This window comes from Streptomyces sp. DI166 (assembly GCF_900091315.1).
In the GTDB taxonomy this organism is placed as follows: Bacteria; Actinomycetota; Actinomycetes; order Streptomycetales; family Streptomycetaceae; genus Streptomyces; species Streptomyces fuscus.
Genome location: NZ_FLSP01000033.1, coordinates 61,983 through 80,595, shown reverse-complemented (window position 1 = coordinate 80,595; position 18,613 = coordinate 61,983). Strand labels below are relative to the sequence as shown.

General features: G+C 70.9%; 16 protein-coding genes and 1 pseudogene. 11 read left to right on the top strand and 6 right to left on the bottom strand.

The features are described from left to right. Window positions 1–345 (bottom strand): annotated as a pseudogene (locus GA0115233_RS18390) (hypothetical protein); the annotation flags it as partial. 220 nt (window positions 346–565) lie between these two features. On the opposite strand from GA0115233_RS18390, the gene GA0115233_RS18385 reads away from it, so the two are divergent. Next, a complete protein-coding gene (locus tag GA0115233_RS18385; protein WP_093721322.1) occupies window positions 566–1,405 on the top strand; it encodes a trypsin-like serine peptidase in 840 nt (279 codons plus the stop codon). Window positions 1,406–1,417: 12 nt separating this feature from the next. Here GA0115233_RS18385 and GA0115233_RS18380 read toward each other — a convergent pair whose 3' ends face one another. Then, the gene (locus tag GA0115233_RS18380; RefSeq protein ID WP_093721321.1) at window positions 1,418–3,004 is read right to left on the bottom strand and encodes an N-acyl-D-amino-acid deacylase family protein; all 1,587 of its coding nucleotides are present in this window, start codon (window positions 3,002–3,004) and stop codon (window positions 1,418–1,420) included. Window positions 3,005–3,021: 17 nt separating this feature from the next. Then, window positions 3,022–4,287, bottom strand: a complete 1,266-nt coding sequence (locus GA0115233_RS18375; protein ID WP_093721320.1) for an amino acid deaminase — start codon at window positions 4,285–4,287, stop codon at window positions 3,022–3,024. A gap of 113 nt (window positions 4,288–4,400) precedes the next feature. Between GA0115233_RS18375 and GA0115233_RS18370 the strand changes: the two genes are divergently transcribed. Both GA0115233_RS18370 and GA0115233_RS18365 read left to right on the top strand, forming a co-directional pair. Further along, complete coding sequence (locus GA0115233_RS18370; RefSeq protein ID WP_093721319.1) at window positions 4,401–5,459, top strand: sugar kinase; 1,059 nt, start codon at window positions 4,401–4,403, stop codon at window positions 5,457–5,459. Continuing rightward, window positions 5,456–6,217: an IclR family transcriptional regulator gene (locus GA0115233_RS18365; RefSeq protein WP_093721318.1), complete on the top strand. Its 762-nt coding sequence runs from the start codon at window positions 5,456–5,458 to the stop codon at window positions 6,215–6,217. The genes GA0115233_RS18370 and GA0115233_RS18365 overlap by 4 nt, the downstream gene beginning before the upstream one ends. A 13-nt stretch (window positions 6,218–6,230) precedes the next feature. Here the strand turns inward: GA0115233_RS18365 and GA0115233_RS18360 are convergent, their stop codons facing one another. Further along, entirely contained in the window at window positions 6,231–7,439 is a 1,209-nt protein-coding gene (locus tag GA0115233_RS18360) for an RNA-guided endonuclease InsQ/TnpB family protein (protein ID WP_093721333.1), read from the bottom strand. A 161-nt stretch (window positions 7,440–7,600) separates the two neighbouring features. On the opposite strand from GA0115233_RS18360, the gene GA0115233_RS18355 reads away from it, so the two are divergent. The 3 genes from GA0115233_RS18355 (at window position 7,601) to GA0115233_RS18345 (ending at window position 10,120) form a co-directional block, all read left to right on the top strand. Next, entirely contained in the window at window positions 7,601–8,020 is a 420-nt protein-coding gene (locus tag GA0115233_RS18355; RefSeq protein ID WP_093721317.1) for a RidA family protein, read from the top strand. A 102-nt stretch (window positions 8,021–8,122) separates the two neighbouring features. Then, entirely contained in the window at window positions 8,123–9,559 is a 1,437-nt protein-coding gene (locus GA0115233_RS18350) for a GntP family permease (RefSeq protein WP_093721316.1), read from the top strand. A 54-nt stretch (window positions 9,560–9,613) separates the two neighbouring features. Beyond that, window positions 9,614–10,120, top strand: coding sequence for a hypothetical protein (locus GA0115233_RS18345; protein ID WP_093721315.1), 507 nt, complete (start codon window positions 9,614–9,616; stop codon window positions 10,118–10,120). Window positions 10,121–10,127: 7 nt separating this feature from the next. Here the strand turns inward: GA0115233_RS18345 and GA0115233_RS18340 are convergent, their stop codons facing one another. Beyond that, the gene (locus GA0115233_RS18340) at window positions 10,128–11,477 is read right to left on the bottom strand and encodes a M14 family metallopeptidase (protein WP_093721314.1); all 1,350 of its coding nucleotides are present in this window, start codon (window positions 11,475–11,477) and stop codon (window positions 10,128–10,130) included. A 417-nt stretch (window positions 11,478–11,894) separates the two neighbouring features. Here GA0115233_RS18340 and GA0115233_RS18335 point away from each other — a divergent pair, with 417 nt between their 5' ends. After that, on the top strand, window positions 11,895–12,308 hold the full coding sequence (locus GA0115233_RS18335; protein ID WP_250748091.1) for an ATP-binding protein: 414 nt from the start codon (window positions 11,895–11,897) through the stop codon (window positions 12,306–12,308). Between the two features lie 45 nt (window positions 12,309–12,353). Next, window positions 12,354–13,673: an Nramp family divalent metal transporter gene (locus GA0115233_RS18330; RefSeq protein WP_093721312.1), complete on the top strand. Its 1,320-nt coding sequence runs from the start codon at window positions 12,354–12,356 to the stop codon at window positions 13,671–13,673. A 34-nt stretch (window positions 13,674–13,707) separates the two neighbouring features. On the opposite strand, the gene GA0115233_RS18325 is transcribed toward GA0115233_RS18330, so the two are convergent. Further along, window positions 13,708–15,408, bottom strand: a complete 1,701-nt coding sequence (locus GA0115233_RS18325) for a chitinase (protein ID WP_093721311.1) — start codon at window positions 15,406–15,408, stop codon at window positions 13,708–13,710. A 223-nt stretch (window positions 15,409–15,631) separates the two neighbouring features. Here GA0115233_RS18325 and GA0115233_RS18320 point away from each other — a divergent pair, with 223 nt between their 5' ends. From GA0115233_RS18320 to GA0115233_RS18310, 3 genes are all read left to right on the top strand, one after another. Further along, entirely contained in the window at window positions 15,632–16,468 is an 837-nt protein-coding gene (locus GA0115233_RS18320; protein ID WP_255310250.1) for a hypothetical protein, read from the top strand. Between the two features lie 61 nt (window positions 16,469–16,529). Further along, window positions 16,530–17,237 carry a Flp pilus assembly protein CpaB gene (gene cpaB, locus GA0115233_RS18315; protein ID WP_093721310.1) on the top strand — a complete coding sequence of 236 codons (708 nt, stop codon included), beginning with the start codon at window positions 16,530–16,532 and terminating at the stop codon, window positions 17,235–17,237. Window positions 17,238–17,246: 9 nt separating this feature from the next. Next, window positions 17,247–18,479 (top strand): AAA family ATPase, encoded by a 1,233-nt coding sequence (locus GA0115233_RS18310; RefSeq protein WP_093721309.1) that lies wholly within the window; start codon window positions 17,247–17,249, stop codon window positions 18,477–18,479. Window positions 18,480–18,613: the final 134 nt, after the last annotated feature.

Here is an 18,613-nt window from a genome sequence, read left to right as displayed (position 1 = left end):
CGGTGAGCGCCGCCGCCACGCCCTGCTGGCGGCCGGTGTCGTGGGTGCCGCCTCGCTCGCGGCCGTGGTCGCGGGCTTCGCGCTCTCCTCGGGCGATGCGGAGGAGAGCGGGATGCCGCCCCGTACGACCAGGGACGACTCCGGGATGCCCGCGGACCCCTGGGTGGCCCCGTCCTCGGCCCCGACGTCCTCGCCCGCGAACCCGGCGGCCCCGGCGTCCCCCACGCCGACGGGGTCGCCCGTCACCGAGAGCGCCGGTCGGACCTCCCCGACGCCGACGGCTCCCGCCTCCAGCACCCCTGGCGGCGAGCCCTCGGCCACCAAGGGTCCGGGCAACTCCGGCAAGAGGCCACCGCACGCGGGAGGCAAGGGGCCGCACTAGGCCGTCGGGCGGCAGGCGGGACTCCGCGGGCACGGCCTGGCGGTGCGCGGTCCGGTGCGGGCGTCTCCCGTGGCCGGAATTGACTCCTTGCCCCCACCATCCCCTCCCATAACAATGCGCATGACAAATCAGCGGGCGGCCGGAAGATCTCCGGCTGCCTTTGTTGCAAGAGGGGACCCCCACATGAGAAAGCCTCTCGTTGCCTTGCTCGGAGCCCTGGCCATCGCCGGGGCCGGGGCGGCGCCCGCGGTCGCCGCTCCCGAGCGGAGCGAGGCCCCACCCGCGGTCCGGGCCGTGAACTTCGCCGGGACCGTGGCGCTCAGCAACTGCTCCGGGTCGGTCGTGCGGATGCCCGACTCCGAGGACAACGACCCCGCGCTGGTGCTCACCAACGGCCACTGCCTGGAGAGCGGAATGCCCGGGCCCGGTGCGGTCGTCGTCGACCGGGCGTCCTCCCGCTCCTTCGGGCTGCTCAACTCCTCCGGCACCCGCGTCGCCACCCTGCGCGCCAGCAAGATCGTGTACGGCACGATGACCGACACCGACGCCGCGATCTACCAGCTCACCCGGACCTACGCGCAGATCAGGTCGTCGTACGGCATCAACGCGCTCACCCTCAACGACACCCGCCCCGTCGCGGGCACCGCCATCAGCGTCGTCTCCGGGTACTGGAAGCGGATCTACAACTGCTCGATCGACGGCTTCGCCTACCGGCTGAAGGAGGGTGACTGGACCTTCAAGGACTCCGTCCGGTACACCTCCGCCTGCAACACCATCGGCGGCACCTCGGGCTCGCCCGTCCTCGACCAGGCCACCGGCAGGGTCGTCGCGGTGAACAACACCGGCAACGAGGACGGCCAGCGCTGCACCGTCAACAACCCCTGCGAGGTCGACGAGAACGGCAACGTCACCGTCCGCCAGGGCATCAACTACGCCCAGCAGACGTACGGCATACCCGCCTGCTTCGGCATCGACAACAAGCTCGACCTCAGCGCCCCCGGCTGCGCGCTCCCCAAGCCGTAACAGCCGTAAGCGTCACGGGGCGGGCGTTCTGCGGACCGCCCGCCCCGCCAGCACGTCGGTGCGACGGCCGTCCTCGATCACGAACCGGCCGTCCACCAGCACGTACGGGATGCCCGTCGGCAGCCGCCTCGGCTCCTCGTACGTCGACCCCGGCGCCACCGTCCGCGGGTCGAACAGCACCAGGTCCGCCCGGTACCCCTCGCGGACCAGGCCCCGGTCCGGCAGCCGCAGCCGCCGTGCCGGGCGGGACGTCAGATGCGCCACGCACTCCTCCAGTGACAGCACCCCCAACTCCCGTACGTACGTGCCGAGATACTGCGGGAACGTGCCGTACGCCCGCGGGTGCGGCTTGTCGCCCTGGAGGATGCCGTCCGAGCCGCCCGTGTGCACCGGGTGGCGCATGATCGCGCGGACGTTCTCCTCGTGGCCCACGTGCTGGAGGATCGTCGTGCCCAGGCGGTCGCCGAGCAGCAGACGCCGGGCCGTCGGCCAGTCGGGGACGCGGCGGCCCACGTACTCCGCCAGCGCCGGGTCGCTCACGCCGGAGATCTCGATCGTGTCCCACTCCATCGGTACGCCGTGGCAGCCGTCCGAGCCGGTGACCTCCAGGTCGTGGCGGATGCGCTCCGCCGTCCCCTCGTCCCGCAGCCGCGCCAGCACCGCCTCCGGGCCGCCCTCGCTCGCCCAGCTCGGCAGCAGCGCGGCGAGCGTGGTGCAGCCGGGGGTGTAGGGGTAGGTGTCGAGGCTGATGTCCGTGCCGGACGCCAGCGCCTCGTCCAGCAGGGCCAGCAGCTCCGGTGCCCGGCCCTTGTTCACGCCGAAGTTCATCGTCGCGTGCGCCAGATGCAGCGCGCACCCGGCCTCGGAGGTCAGCTCCACCATCTCCCGGTACGCCTCCAGCGCGCCCGCGCCGTAGGAGCGGTGGTGCGGGCAGTAGTAGCCGCCGTAGGAGGCCACCACCCGGCACAGTTCGGTCAGTTCGGCGTCCTTGGCGTACATGCCCGGTGTGTAGGTGAGCCCCGAGGACATGCCGACCGCGCCCTGCTCCAGACCCTCGGCGACCAACTGCCGCATCCGGTCCAGCTCTTCGGGCGTCGCCTCGCGGTCCTCCCAGCCGACGGCCAGCGCCCGTACCGTCCCCTGCGGGATCAGGTAGGCCGCGTTCACGGCGATGCCCCGGTCCAGCCGGTCCAGGTACTCGCCCACCGACCGCCACTCGAAGTCGATGTCGTCCCCGTCGCCGTTCCAGCCGGTGATCGCGCGCCGCACCTCGGCGAGCGTGCGGTCGTCGACCGGGGCGTAGGACAGTCCGTCCTGCCCGATCACCTCCAGCGTCACGCCCTGCGCGGCCTTGGCGCTGTGGTCGGGGTCCCGCAGCAGCGCCAGGTCGCTGTGCGCGTGCATGTCGATGAAGCCGGGCGCCAGCACCAGCCCCTCGGCGTCCAGCTCGCGCATCGCCGAGGGCCGTTGACAGCCCGCGGCGGCGGCCTCGCGCACGATGGCGACGATACGGCCGTTGTCGACGACCACGTCGGCGCGGTAGGAGTCGGCGCCGGAGCCGTCCACCACGTCGGCGTCCCGGATGACCAGATCCAGCACAGCGGGCCTCCCTCGGCCTAGAAGAACGTACGGATGTAGTCGACTACCGTGCCGTCCGCCTGCGCGACCGGGATCAGCGGCCACTTGTCGAAGGACGTGCACGGGTGGGACAGGCCCAGGCCGACCCAGTCGCCGACCTCCAGGTCCGCCTCCGGACCGGTGCGCAGCCAGGCGTGCTGGTCGGACAGGGCGGTCACCTCGATCCCGGCCGCCGCCCGCTCCGCCCCGTCCCGCCGCACCACCTGGGCGAAGGGCAGGTCCAGGTCGTAGGCCGCGTCCCGCTTGCCCGCGTTGACGAACGCCTGCTCCGGCGTGGGCCGGGAGACGACCTGCGCCCACAGCCGGAACGCGGGCTCCAGGGCGCCCTCCTCGGGGACCCGGTTGAACGGGGTGAGCTTGCGGTAGTGGCCGTCGTCGTGCGAGACGTACGCGCCGGAGCGCAGCAGCTTCAGTACCGGGCGGGACAGGCCCGGGATCTCCGCGAAGACGTCCGCGACCGCGTCGAACCAGGCGCTGCCGCCCGCGCTGACGACGATCTCGTCCGTGCCGTCGAAGCGCCCGGCCTTGTCGAAGTCGGCGGCCAGTGCGACCAGCCGGCGCAGCCACGCGTGCACCCGCTCCGGCGTCGCCTGCGGCACCTCGCCCTCGTACCCCGCGACCCCCACCAGCCGCAGCCCCCGCGCCGCCGCCACCGCGTCCGCGACCGCCGCGCACTCCGCCTCGGTGCGCACCCCGGTCCGCGCGCCTTCCCCGGCCGCCAGCTCCACGACCACGTCCACCGGCCGGGTGGCGCCCTCAAGGGCCGCGTCCATCAGTTCCACACCGCGCACGGAGTCGACGTAGCAGACGAACCGGAAGGACGGGTCGGCGGCCAGGTCGGCGGCGACGCGGCGCAGGGCCGCCGCGTCCACCAGCTCGTTGGCGAGGAAGACCCGCTCGATCCCGAACTCACGAGCCACCCACACCTGGTGCGGCACGGCGAGGGTGATGCCCCAGGCGCCGTGCTCGATCTGGCGCTGGAAGAGCTGCGGGGCCATGGAGGTCTTGCCGTGCGGGGCGAAGGCGAGGCCGTGCCGGGCGGCGTAGGTCTCCATCAGGCGCAGGTTGTGCTCCAGGCGCTCGGCGGACAGGGCCAGTACGGGGGTGGCGAAACCGCCCGTGAAGAGGTTGCGCCGCTCGGCCGCCAGCTCGCCGACCGTCAGGCCCGCGGCGTCCGGCGGCAGGCCCTTGAAGCGGTGGTCGACACGTTCCTCGGCGAGCCGGGCGAGCGCTTCAACGGCCATGGAGCCTCCCTGATCAGGGACGTTGCATTGATTGCAACGTTCATTGCGTATATCGCTAACTGCTGTCTAACATCTCGCCCAACACGAACACAAGGTTGGGGGATACGACGATCGTGACCGGTACCGGACCCTGCGACACCCCCCGCGTCGAAGGCGCCGTCGACGTGGTCGCGCTCGGCGAGTCCATGGTCGCGTTCCTGCCCACCCGGCCGGGCCGCCTCGCCGACGTGCCCTCCTTCGACCGGTCCATCGGCGGCGCCGAGTCCAACGTGGCCTGCGCCCTGGCCGCCGCCGGACACTCCGCGCGCTGGGTGAGCCGGGTCGGCGCCGACGGCTTCGGCGACCACCTCCTCGACGCCGTCGGCGGCTGGGGCGTCGACGTCTCCGCCGTCCGCCGCGACCCGGCGCGCCCGACGGGGCTGTACTTCCGCACCGCGGGGGACCGGGGGACGGACGCGCACGAGGTGGCGTACTACCGCGCGGGCTCGGCGGCCTCCGTGATGGGCGTCGCCAACGTGGACCTGGACGCCGTACGCGCGTGCCGGGTGCTGCATCTGTCCGGGATCACGGCGGCCCTGTCGGCCGACTGCCTGGGGCTGCTGCGGGAACTGACGGCACCCCGGCCGGGGCGCCCGCTGGTCTCCTTCGACGTCAATCACCGGCCCGGGCTGTGGCCGGACGCCGCCGGTCCCGGGGTGCTGCTGGAGCTGGCGCGCGGCGCGGACATCGTGTTCGTGGGGGAGGACGAGGCGCACGGCGTCTGGGGTGTGACCGGCGGTCCCGAACAGGTCCGGGAACTGCTGCCCGAGCCCGAGGTGCTGGTCGTGAAGGAAGGCGCCCGAGGGGCGACCCTCTTCCACGGCGACGCGCCCGGCGTCTTCCAGCCCGCCCTCGCCGTGGACGTCGTCGCCACCACCGGCGCCGGGGACGCCTTCGCCGCCGGCTTCCTCTCCGCCACCCTGCGCGGCCTGCCCGACCGCGCCCGGCTGCGCCACGGCCACCTCTGGGCCGCCGCCGCCCTCACCACCCCCGGCGACCTAGCCGTACCCCCCGCCCGCGACACCGCCGACCGCCTGGCCGCCGTACCGGACGAGACGTGGGGGAGACTTCGACTCGGCCCCGGCTGGACACAGGCCGATCCACGGGCCGAGGAGGAGGTACCCACCCCATGAGCCAGACCGTCGACCGCGCGCTCAGCATCCTGCCGCTGCTCGCCGAGGGCCCCGCCGACCTCGGCACCGTCGCCGACCGCCTGGGCGTGCACAAGTCCACCGCGCTGCGCCTGCTGCGCACCCTGCACGAGCACGGCATGGTCTACCGCCAGTCCGACCAGCGCTACCGCCTCGGCGCCCGGCTCATCGCCCTCGCCCAGGAGGCGATGGAGAACCTCGACATCCGCGAGATCGCCCACCCCCACCTGGTCCGCCTCAACGAGCGGATCGGCCACACCGTCCACCTCGCCGTGTACGAGGAGGACGAGGTCCTCTACATCGACAAGGTGGAGAGCCGCTACCCGGTGCGCATGTACTCGCGGATCGGCAAGCCGGTCGCCATCACCGTCGCCGCCGTGGCCAAGCTGCTCCTCGCCGACCTGCCCGAGCCCGAGCGCCGCGCCCTCGCGGAGAAGCTCGACTACCCCATGTACACGTCCCGTTCGACGCCGAACGCCGCCGCCTTCCTGCGCGAGCTGGACAAGGCACGCGAACAGGGCTGGGCCTCCGACCTCGGGGGCCACGAGGAGTCCATCAACTGCGTCGCCGCCCCCGTCCGGGGCGCCGACGGCCGGGTCGCCGCCGCCATGTCGGTCTCCGCGCCCAATGTCGTCGTCACCGCCGACGAACTCCTCACCCTGCTGCCGCTGGTCCGCCGTACCGCGGACGAGATCACCGGCGAGTACTCCGGCAAGACCCCAGCAAAGGACGCCCCTTGACTTCCTCCCCCGCCTAAAGGCGGGGGATTCCAGCGGTCGCCCGCTGGGATTCCTGCTTCACCGACGACCGCCCCGTCCGGGAGGACTCCCGTTGAGGTCTTACACCGTCTCCACAGGCAGACGCCGCCAGCCCGGCGGCCAGGATGTTGCGAGCCGCGTTCACATCGCGGTCATGCACCACGCCGCAGTCGCACGTCCACTCACGGACGTTCAGCGGCATCCTCGCCGCGACCGTGCCACAGGCCCCGCACAGCTTGGAGCTGGGGAACCAGCGGTCGATCACAACGAGTTCGCGCCCGTACCAGGCGCACTTGTACTCCAGCATGGAGCGGAGCTCCGTCCACGACGCGTCGCTGATGGCGCGCGCGAGCTTGCCGTTCTTCAGCAGGTTGCGGACGGTGAGGTCCTCGATCACGACCGTTTGGTTCTCACGGACGAGTCGAGTCGACAGCTTGTGGAGGAAGTCGCGGCGCCGGTCGACGATCCGGGCGTGGACCTTCGCGACACGGCGCCGGGCCTTCTCCCGGTTCGCGGAGCCCTTCTCCTTGCGGGACAGCTCCCGCTGCGCCTTGGCGAGACGGGCACGGTCGCGGCGCTCGTGCCGGGGGTTGGCGACCTTCTGCCCGGTCGACAGGGTCACGAGGCTGGTTATGCCCGCGTCGATACCGACCGCGCTCGTGGTGGCCGGAGCCGGAGCAATCCGGTCGTCGCACAGCATCGACACGAACCAGCGCCCGGCACTGTCGCGGGACACGGTCACCGTCGTCGGCACCGCACCCTCTGGGAGCGGACGCGACCAGCGGATGTCCAACGGCTCGGCCATCTTCGCCAGCGTCAGCTTTCCGTCCCGGAACTTGAAGCCGGAGCGGGTGTACTCGGCCGACGCGCGGGACTTCTTCCGCGACTTGAACCGGGGGTACTTCGCGCGCTTGGCGAAGAAGTTCCCGAACGCCGTCTGAAGGTGGCGCAGCGCCTGCTGAAGCGGGACGCAGGACACCTCCGTCAGGAAGGCGAGTTCCCCGGTCTTCTTCCACTCCGTCAGTGCAGCCGACGACTGCACGTAGGAGACGCGGCGCTGCTCGCCGTACCAAGCCCGGGTGCGTTCCTCCAGCGCCTTGTTGTAGACGAGGCGGACGCAGCCGAACGTGCGGGACAGCTCGGCTGCCTGCTCGTCCGTTGGGTAGAAGCGGTACTTGAAAGCCCGCTTGACCTGTTGCGTCACGCCTCCCATTGAATCAGCTTCCGTGTGAGAGGCGACTGTTGGCCGGTGGCCGGAGGACGCCCGTCCGCCCCGGCGGCGAACCGGCATTCCCTGCCCTGCTCCGCAGGAGCTTCGTTTCCTCCCCCGGCTGAAGCCGGGGGTATCCACGAAGGAAGGTCCCGATGACCGGCAAGATCGAGAAGACCGCGCTTACCCCGAAGACCCACACCACCCCGCCCGCGAAGTTCTCCCACGGGGTGCGCAAGGGCAACATCCTCCAGGTCGCGGGCCAGGTCGGCTTCCTGCCCGCCGAGGAGGGCAAGCCGCCCACGCCCGCCGGGCCCACCCTGCGCGAACAGACCCTCCAGACCCTCGACAACGTCAAGGCGATCCTGGAGGAGGGCGGCGCGAGCTGGGACGACGTGATGATGATCCGCGTGTACCTCACCGACGTCGCCCACTTCGCCGAGATGAACGACATCTACAACGCCTACTTCGAGGCGCAGCGGCTCACCGCCCCGCCCGCCGCCCGCACCACCGTCTACGTCGGCCTCCCGGCGGGCCTCCTCATCGAGATCGACGCCCTCGCCGTCCTCGGCTGACGATCCCTCACTTCCCGTACACCGCACCCGGCATGGCCCAAGACGGGCCATGCCGCGATCCCCCCTGCCCGAAAGCTGTATGTCCTTAGCCAGAGGCCCACCATGACCCCACCCCCGCACACCGGCGGACTGCTCCTGCTCATCGACGGCACCGCCGGTCTGCTGACCGTCGCCGCCATCGGCATCGCCCTGCTGCTCTTCCTCATCATCAAGGCGCGGCTCCAGCCGTTCGTCGCGCTGCTCGCCGTCTCCATAGCCGTCGGCCTGCTCGCCGGACTCTCCGTCACCGAACTCTTCGGCACCGTCCAGCGCTCCGACGCCGTCTCGACCATCGAGTCCGGCATGGGCGGCATCCTCGGCCATGTCGCCATCATCATCGGCCTCGGGACCATGCTCGGCGCCATCCTCGAAGTCAGCGGCGGCGCCGAGGTGTTGGCCTCCCGGCTGCTGGGCCTGTTCGGCGAGAAGCGGGCACCGCTCGCCATGGGCGTCACCGGTGTCGTCTTCGGCATCCCGGTCTTCTTCGACGTCGGCATCTTCGTCCTCGCGCCGATCGTCTACGCCGCCGCCAAGCGCTCCGGCAAGTCGATCCTGCTGTACTGCCTGCCCCTGCTGGCGGGCCTGTCGATGACCCACGCCTTCCTGCCCCCGCACCCCGGCCCGGTCGCCGCCGCCGGACTCCTCCACGTCGACCTCGGCTGGGTCATCCTCATGGGCGTGGTCTGCGGCATCCCGGCCGTACTCGCCGCCTGGGTGTTCTCCGCCTGGATCGGCCGCCGCATCTTCGTCGCCGTACCGCAGGACATGGTGGAGGCCGCCGAGGAGGCCAAGCGGGCGGTGCGCGCCGAGCAGGGCGAGCCGCGGGAGGAGCCCGTCGCCCTCGGTACCGTGCTCGCCATCATCGGTACCCCGCTGGTGCTGATCCTCGCGGCCACCTTCTCCTCCATCGCCCTCGACCCGTCCACCGGGCGCTCGGTCGTGGAGTTCTTCGGGCACCCCTTCGTCGCCCTGACGATCGCGCTGCTGCTCGCCTACTACGTGCTCGGCATCCGGCGCGGCTGGTCCCGCAAGTCCCTGGAGACGGTGTCCACTTCGTCCCTCAAGCCGGTCGGCAACATCCTGCTGGTGGTCGGCGCGGGCGGGGTCTTCGGCGCCGTACTGAAGGCCAGCGGAGTGGCGCAGGCGCTGTCGGACACCTTCAACGACGTGGGCCTGCCGGTGATCGTGCTGTCCTACCTGATCTCCGTGGTGCTGCGGGTCGCGCAGGGCTCGGCGACGGTGGCCATCGTCACCACGGCCGGCATCGTGGCGCCGCTGCTGTCCGAGGGCGACCACTCGCAGGCCTTCGTCGCCCTGGTCATCATGGCCATCTCGGCGGGCTCCATCTTCGCCTCGCACGTCAATGACGGCGGCTTCTGGATGGTCGCCAAGTACTTCGGCATCAGCGAGCGCGACACCCTCAAGACCTGGACCGTGCTGGAGACGGTGCTGTCGGTGGTCGGGTTCGTGGTGGCCGCGGGATTGAGCATCTTCGTATAACGATGCAGGGGGCTGGCTGTGTGCGGCACAGGATCTTCGACCATACTGCCCGCTGTGGAGCAGCGCATAGGATCGAGCAGCCAGCCCCTGGAAGGCGCCGGGTTCGACCCGGCTTTCGTCCCCGGGCTCACCGCGCCCGTGGCCGACTCGTCGGAGAAGACGGACAAGTCGTCGGACTCGGAGGCGGAAGCCGCCGCGGAGACCGAGGCCGAACCCGAGGCCGTCGTCGAGGAGTCCGAGAACGAGAACGAGAACGAGGACGTCGCGGAGGACGGCCCCGTCTTCGAGGCCGCCGACCGGCGGGCGAGAATCGTCGCCGACCGGCGCGGTGTCCGGCTCGCCCTGGACGACCAGGAGTGCGAGTTCCGCTGGGACGAGATCGGCGCCGTGGAGACGGAGACGCCCCGCTTCGGCAAGCGGTTCACCGTCACCGTGCACACTCCTGACCGGCGCTGGTACCCGATCGAGATCGAGGCACCGGCCAGGAGCGTCTTCGGCGAGTGGGAGTCACAGCTCGACAAGGTGCTGGACGCCTACTTCGAGGAAGAGGAATCCGTGTAACGGAGTCCTACGAGCAGTACTGGGCCTCCTTGCCGATCGAGCGGTACATACAGTCCGCGTTCTCCAGGAGTTGCAGGACGGCGTCCCGGTTCCGGGACGTCTCCCGCTCGATGACCTCGTCGGGCGGGTAGAAGCCGCCGCCACCGGAGCGCGGGTACATCTCGAAGGTGTACGCGAAGATCTTCTGGGCGCCCCAGAGCCAGTCGTCGATCGACCCGTCGGTGATGTACAGGTCGCTGGCCTGCTCCGGCGTGTAGCCGTTGCTGGCCGCCATCTTCCGGCCGACCGTGGCGAAGGCGTTGCGGTCGTCGGCGGTCATGCCGGTGGTGGTGTCGGAGTAGGTGTACCCGAAGGGCCACAGCACCAGTTCGCTGTAGGTGTGGAAGTCGATCGCGGCCCTGATCTGCTGCTTGCCGCCGACGACCCGGCTGCGCACGAAGTCCGCCACGACCTTGACCTCGGGCGCGGACTCGGGTGAACGGCCCCGGTAGGTCTCGGAGTACGCCGAGCCGGAGGAGCCGCCGCAGCAGCCCCAGCGGTAGTCCCAGTTGCGGTTGAGGTCGGTACCGACGTACGAGGAGCCGGAGTTGGGCTGCCGGTTCTTGCGCCAGGAGCGGTAGGAGCCGGTGGCGATGTCGTACTCGCCGCCGTCCGGGTTCAGGTCCGGCACGATCCAGATCTCCCGGCTGTTGACCAGGCTCGTGACGCGTGAGTCGGTGCCGTAGTCGGAGGTCAGCTCGCGCAGCAGGTACAGCGCCATCTCGACGGTGAGGTGCTCGCGGGCGTGCTGGTGGTGGGTGAAGAGGACCTCGGGCTCGGCCTCGTCGGTGGCCACGTTGTCACTGATCTTGATGGCGGTGATGTTCCGGCCCTGGTAGGACTGGCCGATCACCCGGGTGCTGGCGAGGGTCGGGTGGGCGGCGACGAGGGAGTTGATCTCGCTCGTCATCTCCGCGTAGTTGTGGTAGCGCGAGTCCGCCGACGGGAAGTCGAACAGCCGCAGGTCGTCGGCGCCGCTCGAACGGTCCGGTACGGCGCCCGACGGCGTGACCTCGTAGCCCAGTTGACGCAGTTCGCGGATCTGGTCGGCGCGGCCCGAGACCACCAGGCCGTGCGCGTCGACCTCGTCCACGGTGACGCCCGTCCGCTGGATCGCGGTGCGCTCGGCCGCTGTCGAGCGGACGTGGATCTCGTACTGGCGGATGTCGTCCGGCGAGGGGGCCGCGCGGGTCGCGCTGTCGGCGTTGGCCGTGACGCTCGCGGAGAGGGGCGCCGCGAGCGCCAGGGCGAGGAGGGCGGCGAGGGCGGCGGTGCGTCTCCCGCCGCGGGCGCCCGAGCCTCGGATGCGAAGTCGCATGAATTCTCCTTGTGTCTCCAGGGATTCCGGGATCTCCGGAAGTGGGGAGTGGAGCGGGGGGTGGTTCAGCGACGTGCACGTGCGGGTCGCGCTCATCGTCCATTCCTGGCATGAACGGGTCAAGGTTGAATACGGCCGTAATGACACAGCCGCGCGGAAGGCGCGGATTGTATGGGTCCGAGCGTCAATCTCCGTTCCCCTGGCGCCAGTTCCACCCGCACGAGTGACACCTTTGTGCGTCCTTCGCTGACGGCGGGGACAGTGAGGCACCCGCTGCACCGGAAGGGGGGCCGTGTGAACAGCCGACCAGAGGTCTACCCTGCGCCTGCGGTACGGGTGGGCGCGCACGCAACACAGGTAGGCATGCAGGTATATCTACCCCTACGCGAAGCCGCAGGCAGGACCACCATGAGCAGCATGCTGCAACTCCGGAACGGCTCCCACCGTCAACCTCCCGTCGGAGCCGCTCATCTGACCGTGGAGTACGACCCGCGCCCCTCGGCGGTCCGCGAGGCGCGTGCGGAGGTGCGCCGGCAGTTGGCGGGGTGGGGGCTGGCGGCCGAGGAGGAGTTGCTGGACACGGCCGAGCTGCTGGTCAGCGAGCTGGCGACGAACGCGCTGCTGCACTCGGCGAGCCGCTTCCGGGTGACGCTGACGGCCGGTCAGGGGGTGGTGCGCTGCGAGGTCCAGGACTCCGGGCGCCGCACCCCGCAGGTGCTCCAGGCGGGCGCTTCGGAGAGCGGGCGCGGGATGTTCCTGGTGGACGCGCTGGCCACGCGGTGGGGCTGTCATCAGGACGGCAGACGCAAGACGGTGTGGTTCGAACTCTGACATGCCCTCTTGTGGGCGCGCCCGGGCTGCGGTTTGTTGATCCGCATGGCGGACGGCTCGGGAAACACTCAGGCAACCCAAGTTGACGGAACCGAACCCACTCCCCGCAGGTCCAGTTGGAAGCACATCGGCCCTGGCATCGTTGTCGCCGCGACCGGTGTCGGCGCCGGTGACCTGGTCGCCACCCTGATCGCCGGAAGCAGCTTCGGGTACACGCTGCTGTGGGCGGCGGTCATCGGCTGTCTGGTGAAGATCTCCCTCGCCGAGGCGGTCGGCCGCTGGCATCTGTCCACCGGCCGCACTCTCTTCGACGGCTGGGCCGGCCTCGGCCGCTGGACCACCTGGTTCTTCGTCGTCTACGTGGTGGTCTGGGGCTTCGTCTACGGCGCCGCGGCGATGTCGTCCAGCGCCCTGCCGCTGCAGGCCCTGTTCCCGGACGTGATGGACCTGGAGTGGTGGGGAGTGGCCTGCGGGCTGGTGGGCCTGGTCTTCGTCTGGTTCAACAAGTACGCCGTCTTCGAGAAGGTCATGACGGTCCTGGTCGGCGTTATGTTCGTGGTGACGGTGTACCTGGCGGTCCGGGTCACCCCGAACCTCGGCGAGGCCTTCGCGGGCCTGCTGCCCGTACTCCCCGACGAGGAGGACTCCGTCCTCAACACCCTCGGTCTGATCGGCGGGGTCGGCGGCACCATCACGCTGGCCGCGTACGGGTACTGGGTCAACGCCAAGGGGTGGACGGACACCGGCTGGATGAAGGTGATGCGGCTGGACAACCGCGTCGCCTACGCCACCACCGGCATCTTCGTCGTCGCCATGCTCTTCGTCGGCGCGGAGCTGCTGCACTCGGCGAACATCACCCTCGCCAAGGGCGACAAGGGGCTGCTCCAGCTGAGCGACATCCTGGCGGCCGAGTACGGCGAGGCCACCGCGAAGTTCTTCCTGATCGGCTTCTTCGCCACCTCGTTCACCTCGCTGATCGGCGTCTGGCACGGGGTGAGCCTGATGTTCGCCGACTTCGTGGCCCGCTACCGGGCCGGGGACGCGGCCCGCGGCGAGGAGATCGCCTCCGGCGCCCACGAACGCAGCCTGCCCTTCCGGCTGTACCTGCTGTGGCTGACCTTCCCGCCGATCGTCCTGCTCTTCCAGGGCCAGCCGTTCCGCCTGATCATCCTCTACGGCGTGCTGGGCGCCGCCTTCCTGCCGTTCCTGGCCGGCACCCTGCTGTGGCTGCTGAACACCTCCCGCACCCCGGCGCCCTGGCGCAACGGCCCGCTGAGCAACGCCATGCTGGCCGTCGCGGGCCTGCTCTTCCTGGTGCTGTGCGTGAAGCAGATCTGGGACCAGCCGTGGTCGGAGTTCTTCTGACCCACTCCGACCACGGCTGTCACGGCGGTACGGGCTACGGCAGCCCGTGCACGTGCGGACCCACCGCGTTCGACCACGCGTTGCCCGCGGTGGCGTCCCAGTTCGTCGACCAGGTCATCGCGCCCCGCAGGTCCGGGTAGGTGCGCGAGGGCTTGAACGAGCCGCAGCCCGTGCCCTTGGTCAGACAGTCCAGCGCGTTGTTCACGACGCTCGGCGAGACATAGCCGCTGCCCGCGCCCCGGGTCGAGGCGGGCAGGCCCAGACCCACCTGGGACGGGTCGAGACCGCCCTCCAGCTGGATGCAGGCCAGCGCGGTGAGGAAGTCCACCGAGCCCTGGCTGTAGACCTTGCCGTCGCAGCCCAGCATCGAACCGCTGTTGTAGTACTGCATGTTGACGACCGTGAGGATGTCCTTCACGTTCAGCGCGGTCCGGAAGTAGGCGTTGGACGTCGACTGCATGTCGATGGTCTGGGGTGCCATCGTCAGGATCATCGACGGTCCCGCCTTCGCCGACAGCGAGCGGAGCGCCTGCGTCATGTAGGTGGCGTTCAGCCCGTTCTCCAGGTCGATGTCGACGCCGTCGAAGCCGTACTCCTGCATCAGCGCATACACCGAGTTGGCGAAGTTCGTCGCGGAGGCGGAGTCATTGACGCTCACCGTCCCGCGCTCGCCGCCGACGGAGATGATGACCTTCTTCCCGGCCGCCTGCTTGGCCCGGATGTCCGCCTTGAACTGCGCGACGGTGTACCCGCCGAGCCCGGACGAGTCCAGGTTGAAGGTCACCGCGCCCGGAGTGCCGGTGGCGTCGGCGAAGGCGACCGCGATGATGTCGTACTGCGCCTGCACGTCCGACAGCTTCTGCACGGTCGCGCCGTTGTTGAAGTTCTGCCAGTACCCGGTCACCGCGTGCTTCGGCAGTCCCGGACCGGTCGGGGTCTGGGTGGTCGTCCCGGTCACCGGCGCCGACTTCGGCGACTCACCGGCCGAGTTGGTCGCCGACACCTGGAAGGAGTACGAGGTGGACGGGGCGAGGCCGGTCACGGTGGCCGAGGTGCCGGTCACCGCGGTCACCTTGGTGCCGTCGCGGTAGACGTTGTAGCCGGTCGCGCCGGAGACCGTGTTCCAGGCCAGGGAGATGGAGGTGGAGCCGCGGCCCGAGACCGTCAGACCGGCCGGGGTGCCCGGGATCGTCGGCTCGGGGTCTCCGCCACCGCCGCCGTCCGGGCCGAACACCGAGACGTCGTCGGCGTAGTAGGCGGGCTGCCCGTACCAGCCGTGGGTGTAGACGGTCACCGAGCGGGTGCTGGAGCCCGTGGTGAAGGTGGTCGTCAGCTGCTTCCAGGTGCTGGAGTCCGGCGTCCAGGTGGAGACGTCGGTGGTGCCGGTGCCGGTGACACCCAGGTAGGTGTAGGCGCCCTGCACCCAGGCGCTGAGCGTGTACGTGGAGTTGGGCTGGACCGCGACCGCCTGGGTGCAGCGGGCGTTGTCCTGCCCGGCCGGGGTCGCCTTCAGCGCGGCCGAACCGCCGTGCACCGGGGAGGAGACGGTCGTACCGCTGTTCGCGGAGCAGGTCCAGTTGGTCAGGCCGGACTCGAAGCCGGCGTTCTTGGCGTTGTTGACATCGGCGGCCGAGGCCGTGCCGGTGCCCGTGAAGGTCAGGGCCAGGGCCGCGAGAACCGCGCCCGTGAAGAGCTTCACCGATCGCCCGCGCGGCGATCTTCCGGATGAGGACATGCCAGTGGGGGACATGTCAAAGACGTTGGTCCAGACCAATCCTCTTGTCAAGAGGCAGTGCCGAGATGCTCAACCTGCCCCGTTTTGCCGCAACTTGTGAAACGCAAGTTCCCTCATAGCTACAGAAACGCTGTTCTCCGGTCATCGCCCCGTGGATACAGTGCTCACGTAGTCACGCAGCGAAGTCGACTGTGTGTCGTGGGTGCGGAGTGGGGAGCTGCGCGTGCCAACTGCCATCGCCGTGACCAGTGCCGACCTGGCACTGCCACCGCAGGACGAGCGCACCGTGCCCGCCGTCGTGCTGGAGGGCCTGGACCGCGAGCCCCTCGACCGGGCCCTGAGCACGCTCCAGGCGATCGTCGAGACCCACGGCCACCTCGTCGTCCTGTGCTCCCAGGCCGTCGACCCCGCCGTGGAACGCCGGCTGCGCACCCTGCGCTCCCTCCTGGAGAGCGACCGCATCGCCCTGTTCCGCCCCGAGCTGCCGCCGCTCGGACTGGCCGTGCTGGCCCGCCAGTTACGCCAGCTCGCCTCCTGCGACCTCGGCCCCGGAGTCCTCGCCTCGGCGGGCAGACTGCTCACCCACTACATCCACGCCGGGGCCCTGCTCGCCTCCGTCGCCAAGCTGGACCGGGTCCCCGTCGGGCTGAAGTCCCACGCCCGCTCCTGGGTCCCCGGCGCCCACTTCGGCGTCCTCGCCCACCCCGAACCCCAGCTCGTGCGCATCGGCCCCGAAGCCGCCCTGAACGGCCCGGAGTTCGCCACCCGGATGCTCGTCGCCCGCGGCCAGCTCCAGTCCGAGTGGGTCACCGACACCCTCGCCAAGTCCTGGAACGTCCAAGGGCTGCGCGAGGCCCCGCTGCCCGCCGAGTCGGCGCGCTGGTGGGGCACCGGACGGCTGATCGAGTTCTGCTCCTACCTGCCCGACCTGTCGGTGCTGTACCAGCTCGTCACCTCGGTGCGCAGAAGTCCCTGCCACTGGTGCGGCATCGACGTCATCGGCGACCGCTGCGTCTTCTGCTCCGCGACCGCGCCCGTACCCGAGATCCGCGCGGGCTGACCGCCCCGCCCGAGGCCACCGACCGATCCCGACCGATTCCCCCAATGAGGTTGCACGGTTCATGAACTCCCGTCAGCGCCGCGGCGTGATACTCCTGATCCTCTCCGTCGTCTGCGCCCTCGGCGCCTTCGCCGGCGTGCTGTCCGTCATCAACGACGCCGAGTCCAAGGTCGGCCCCGAGGTCACCGCGTACCGGCTGAAGACGGACGTGGAGCCGTACAAGCCGCTGTCCGCCGCGCAGTTCGAGAAGATCTCGATGCCCGAGCGCTGGCTGTCCGACAACGCCGTCACCGACCTCCGCGCGGTCGAGGGCAAGATCGCGGTCACCGCCCTGCGCAAGGGCTCCCTGCTCCAGAGCGACATGATCGTCGCCCAGCCCGAACTCAAGCCCGGGCAGCAGGAGGTCGCCATCATGATCGACGCGGCCACCGGGGTCGCGGGCAAGATCACGCCCAACTCCACCGTCAACGTCTACGCCACCTTCGAGGGCGCCCGCGAGGGCGATCCCGCCCAGTCCAAGATCATCGTGACCAACGCCAAGGTCATCGACGTGGGCGAGCTGACCCCCCTCGAACCCGACGCCGACGACCGCGGCCGGCGGCCCACCGAGGCCGTCCCGATCACCTTCGCACTGTCCACCCTCGACGCCCAGCGCCTCACCTACGCCGAGTCGTTCGCCCAGCGGGTCCGCCTCGCGCTGGTGGCGCCCGGCGGCGACACCACGGTCCCCGAGTCGGACCGGACGTACGAACTCGCGAAGGACAAGTGAGAGGCCCGCATGCCCACGAGGATCCTCCCGGCAGTCGGCGACGCGGACGCGGTCCGGTCGATCACCACCCTGCTCTCCCAGCTCCCGGACGCCGAACCGGTCGCCCCGGTGACCGACTCCACCCAGCTCATCGACACCCTGGCGCACCTGGCCGCGGAGTCCGTCGACGAACTGCCCGAGGTCGTGGTCGTCCACGAACGCATCGGCCCCGTCCCCGCCCTGGAGCTGATCCGCGAGGTCGCCCTGCGCTTCCCGGCGGTCGGCGTCATCCTCGTCACCTCCGACGCCTCCCCCGGCCTCTTCCAGGCCGCCATGGACTACGGCGCCCGCGGCCTGGTCGCGCTGCCCCTGTCGTACGAGGAACTCGCCGTCCGCGTCCAGGCCGTCGCCCAGTGGTCGGCGGGCGTACGACGCCATCTCGGCGGCGCTCTTGAGGTGTTCACCGGCGTCGGCGGCACCGTCGTCACCGTCAGCGGCGCCAAGGGCGGCGTCGGCACCACCCTGGTCGCCGTCCAGCTCGCCCTCGCCGCCCAGGCCTCCGGCCGGTCCACCGCCCTGCTCGACATGGACCTGCAGACCGGCGACCTCGCCTCCTACCTGGACGTGCAGTTCCGCCGCTCGGTCGCCGACCTCGCCACCATCAGCGACATCTCCCCGCGCGTCCTCGCCGACGCCGTCTTCCGCCACGACAGCGGGCTCGCCCTGCTGCTCGCCCCCGGCGAGGGCGAACGCGGCGAGGAGGTCACCGACCGCGCCGCCCGCCAGATCGTCGGCGCCCTGCGCTCCCGCTACGAGGTCGTCGTGGTCGACTGCGGGGCCCAGCTCAGCGGGGCGGGCGCGGCCGTCGTGGAGATGGCCGACACGGCCCTGCTCGTCACCACACCCGACGTGGTCGCCGTGCGCGGCGCCAAACGCGCCGTGCGCATGTGGGACCGGCTCCAGATCCGCAAGGCGGAGGAGACCACCGTCGTCGTCAACCGGCACACCCGGGGCACCGAGATCCAGCCCCCGCTGATCCAGAAGATCACCGGCACCGCCCTCGCCGCCACCGCGGTCCCCGCCGCCTACAAGGAACTCCAGGGCGCGGTGGACGCCGGGCGGCTGCACGAACTGGACGCCAAGAGCACGGTGAAGCAGGCGCTGTGGGCGCTGGCGGGGGAACTGGGGCTGGTCAACGCGCCCGCGCCGGACCGGCGGGCGGGACGGGCCTCGTTCCGGAAGCGGAAGGAGGGCGGGGGGTGAGCCGGGGGGCGGGTGCGCTGCGGGGGGATCGGGGGCGGTTGGTGCGTGGGCTTCGGGGCGGCCGGGGTGGGGCGGTGCGTGGGCTTCGGGGCGGCCGTGGCGGGGCGGCGCGTGGGCTTCGGCGCGACCGGGGC

What these genes read in the sequence shown, in the direction of transcription:
- GA0115233_RS18385 (WP_093721322.1), top strand. Translation starts at nt 566, where the DNA reads ATGAGAAAGCCTCTCGTTGCCTTGCTCGGAGCCCTGGCCATCGCCGGG.
- GA0115233_RS18375 (WP_093721320.1), bottom strand. Translation starts at nt 4,287, where the DNA reads ATGGCCGTTGAAGCGCTCGCCCGGCTCGCCGAGGAACGTGTCGACCAC.
- GA0115233_RS18365 (WP_093721318.1), top strand. Translation starts at nt 5,456, where the DNA reads ATGAGCCAGACCGTCGACCGCGCGCTCAGCATCCTGCCGCTGCTCGCC.
- GA0115233_RS18355 (WP_093721317.1), top strand. Translation starts at nt 7,601, where the DNA reads ATGACCGGCAAGATCGAGAAGACCGCGCTTACCCCGAAGACCCACACC.
- GA0115233_RS18350 (WP_093721316.1), top strand. Translation starts at nt 8,123, where the DNA reads ATGACCCCACCCCCGCACACCGGCGGACTGCTCCTGCTCATCGACGGC.
- GA0115233_RS18340 (WP_093721314.1), bottom strand. Translation starts at nt 11,477, where the DNA reads ATGCGACTTCGCATCCGAGGCTCGGGCGCCCGCGGCGGGAGACGCACC.
- GA0115233_RS18335 (WP_250748091.1), top strand. Translation starts at nt 11,895, where the DNA reads ATGCTGCAACTCCGGAACGGCTCCCACCGTCAACCTCCCGTCGGAGCC.
- GA0115233_RS18330 (WP_093721312.1), top strand. Translation starts at nt 12,354, where the DNA reads ATGGCGGACGGCTCGGGAAACACTCAGGCAACCCAAGTTGACGGAACC.
- GA0115233_RS18325 (WP_093721311.1), bottom strand. Translation starts at nt 15,408, where the DNA reads ATGTCCTCATCCGGAAGATCGCCGCGCGGGCGATCGGTGAAGCTCTTC.
- cpaB (WP_093721310.1), top strand. Translation starts at nt 16,530, where the DNA reads ATGAACTCCCGTCAGCGCCGCGGCGTGATACTCCTGATCCTCTCCGTC.
- GA0115233_RS18310 (WP_093721309.1), top strand. Translation starts at nt 17,247, where the DNA reads ATGCCCACGAGGATCCTCCCGGCAGTCGGCGACGCGGACGCGGTCCGG.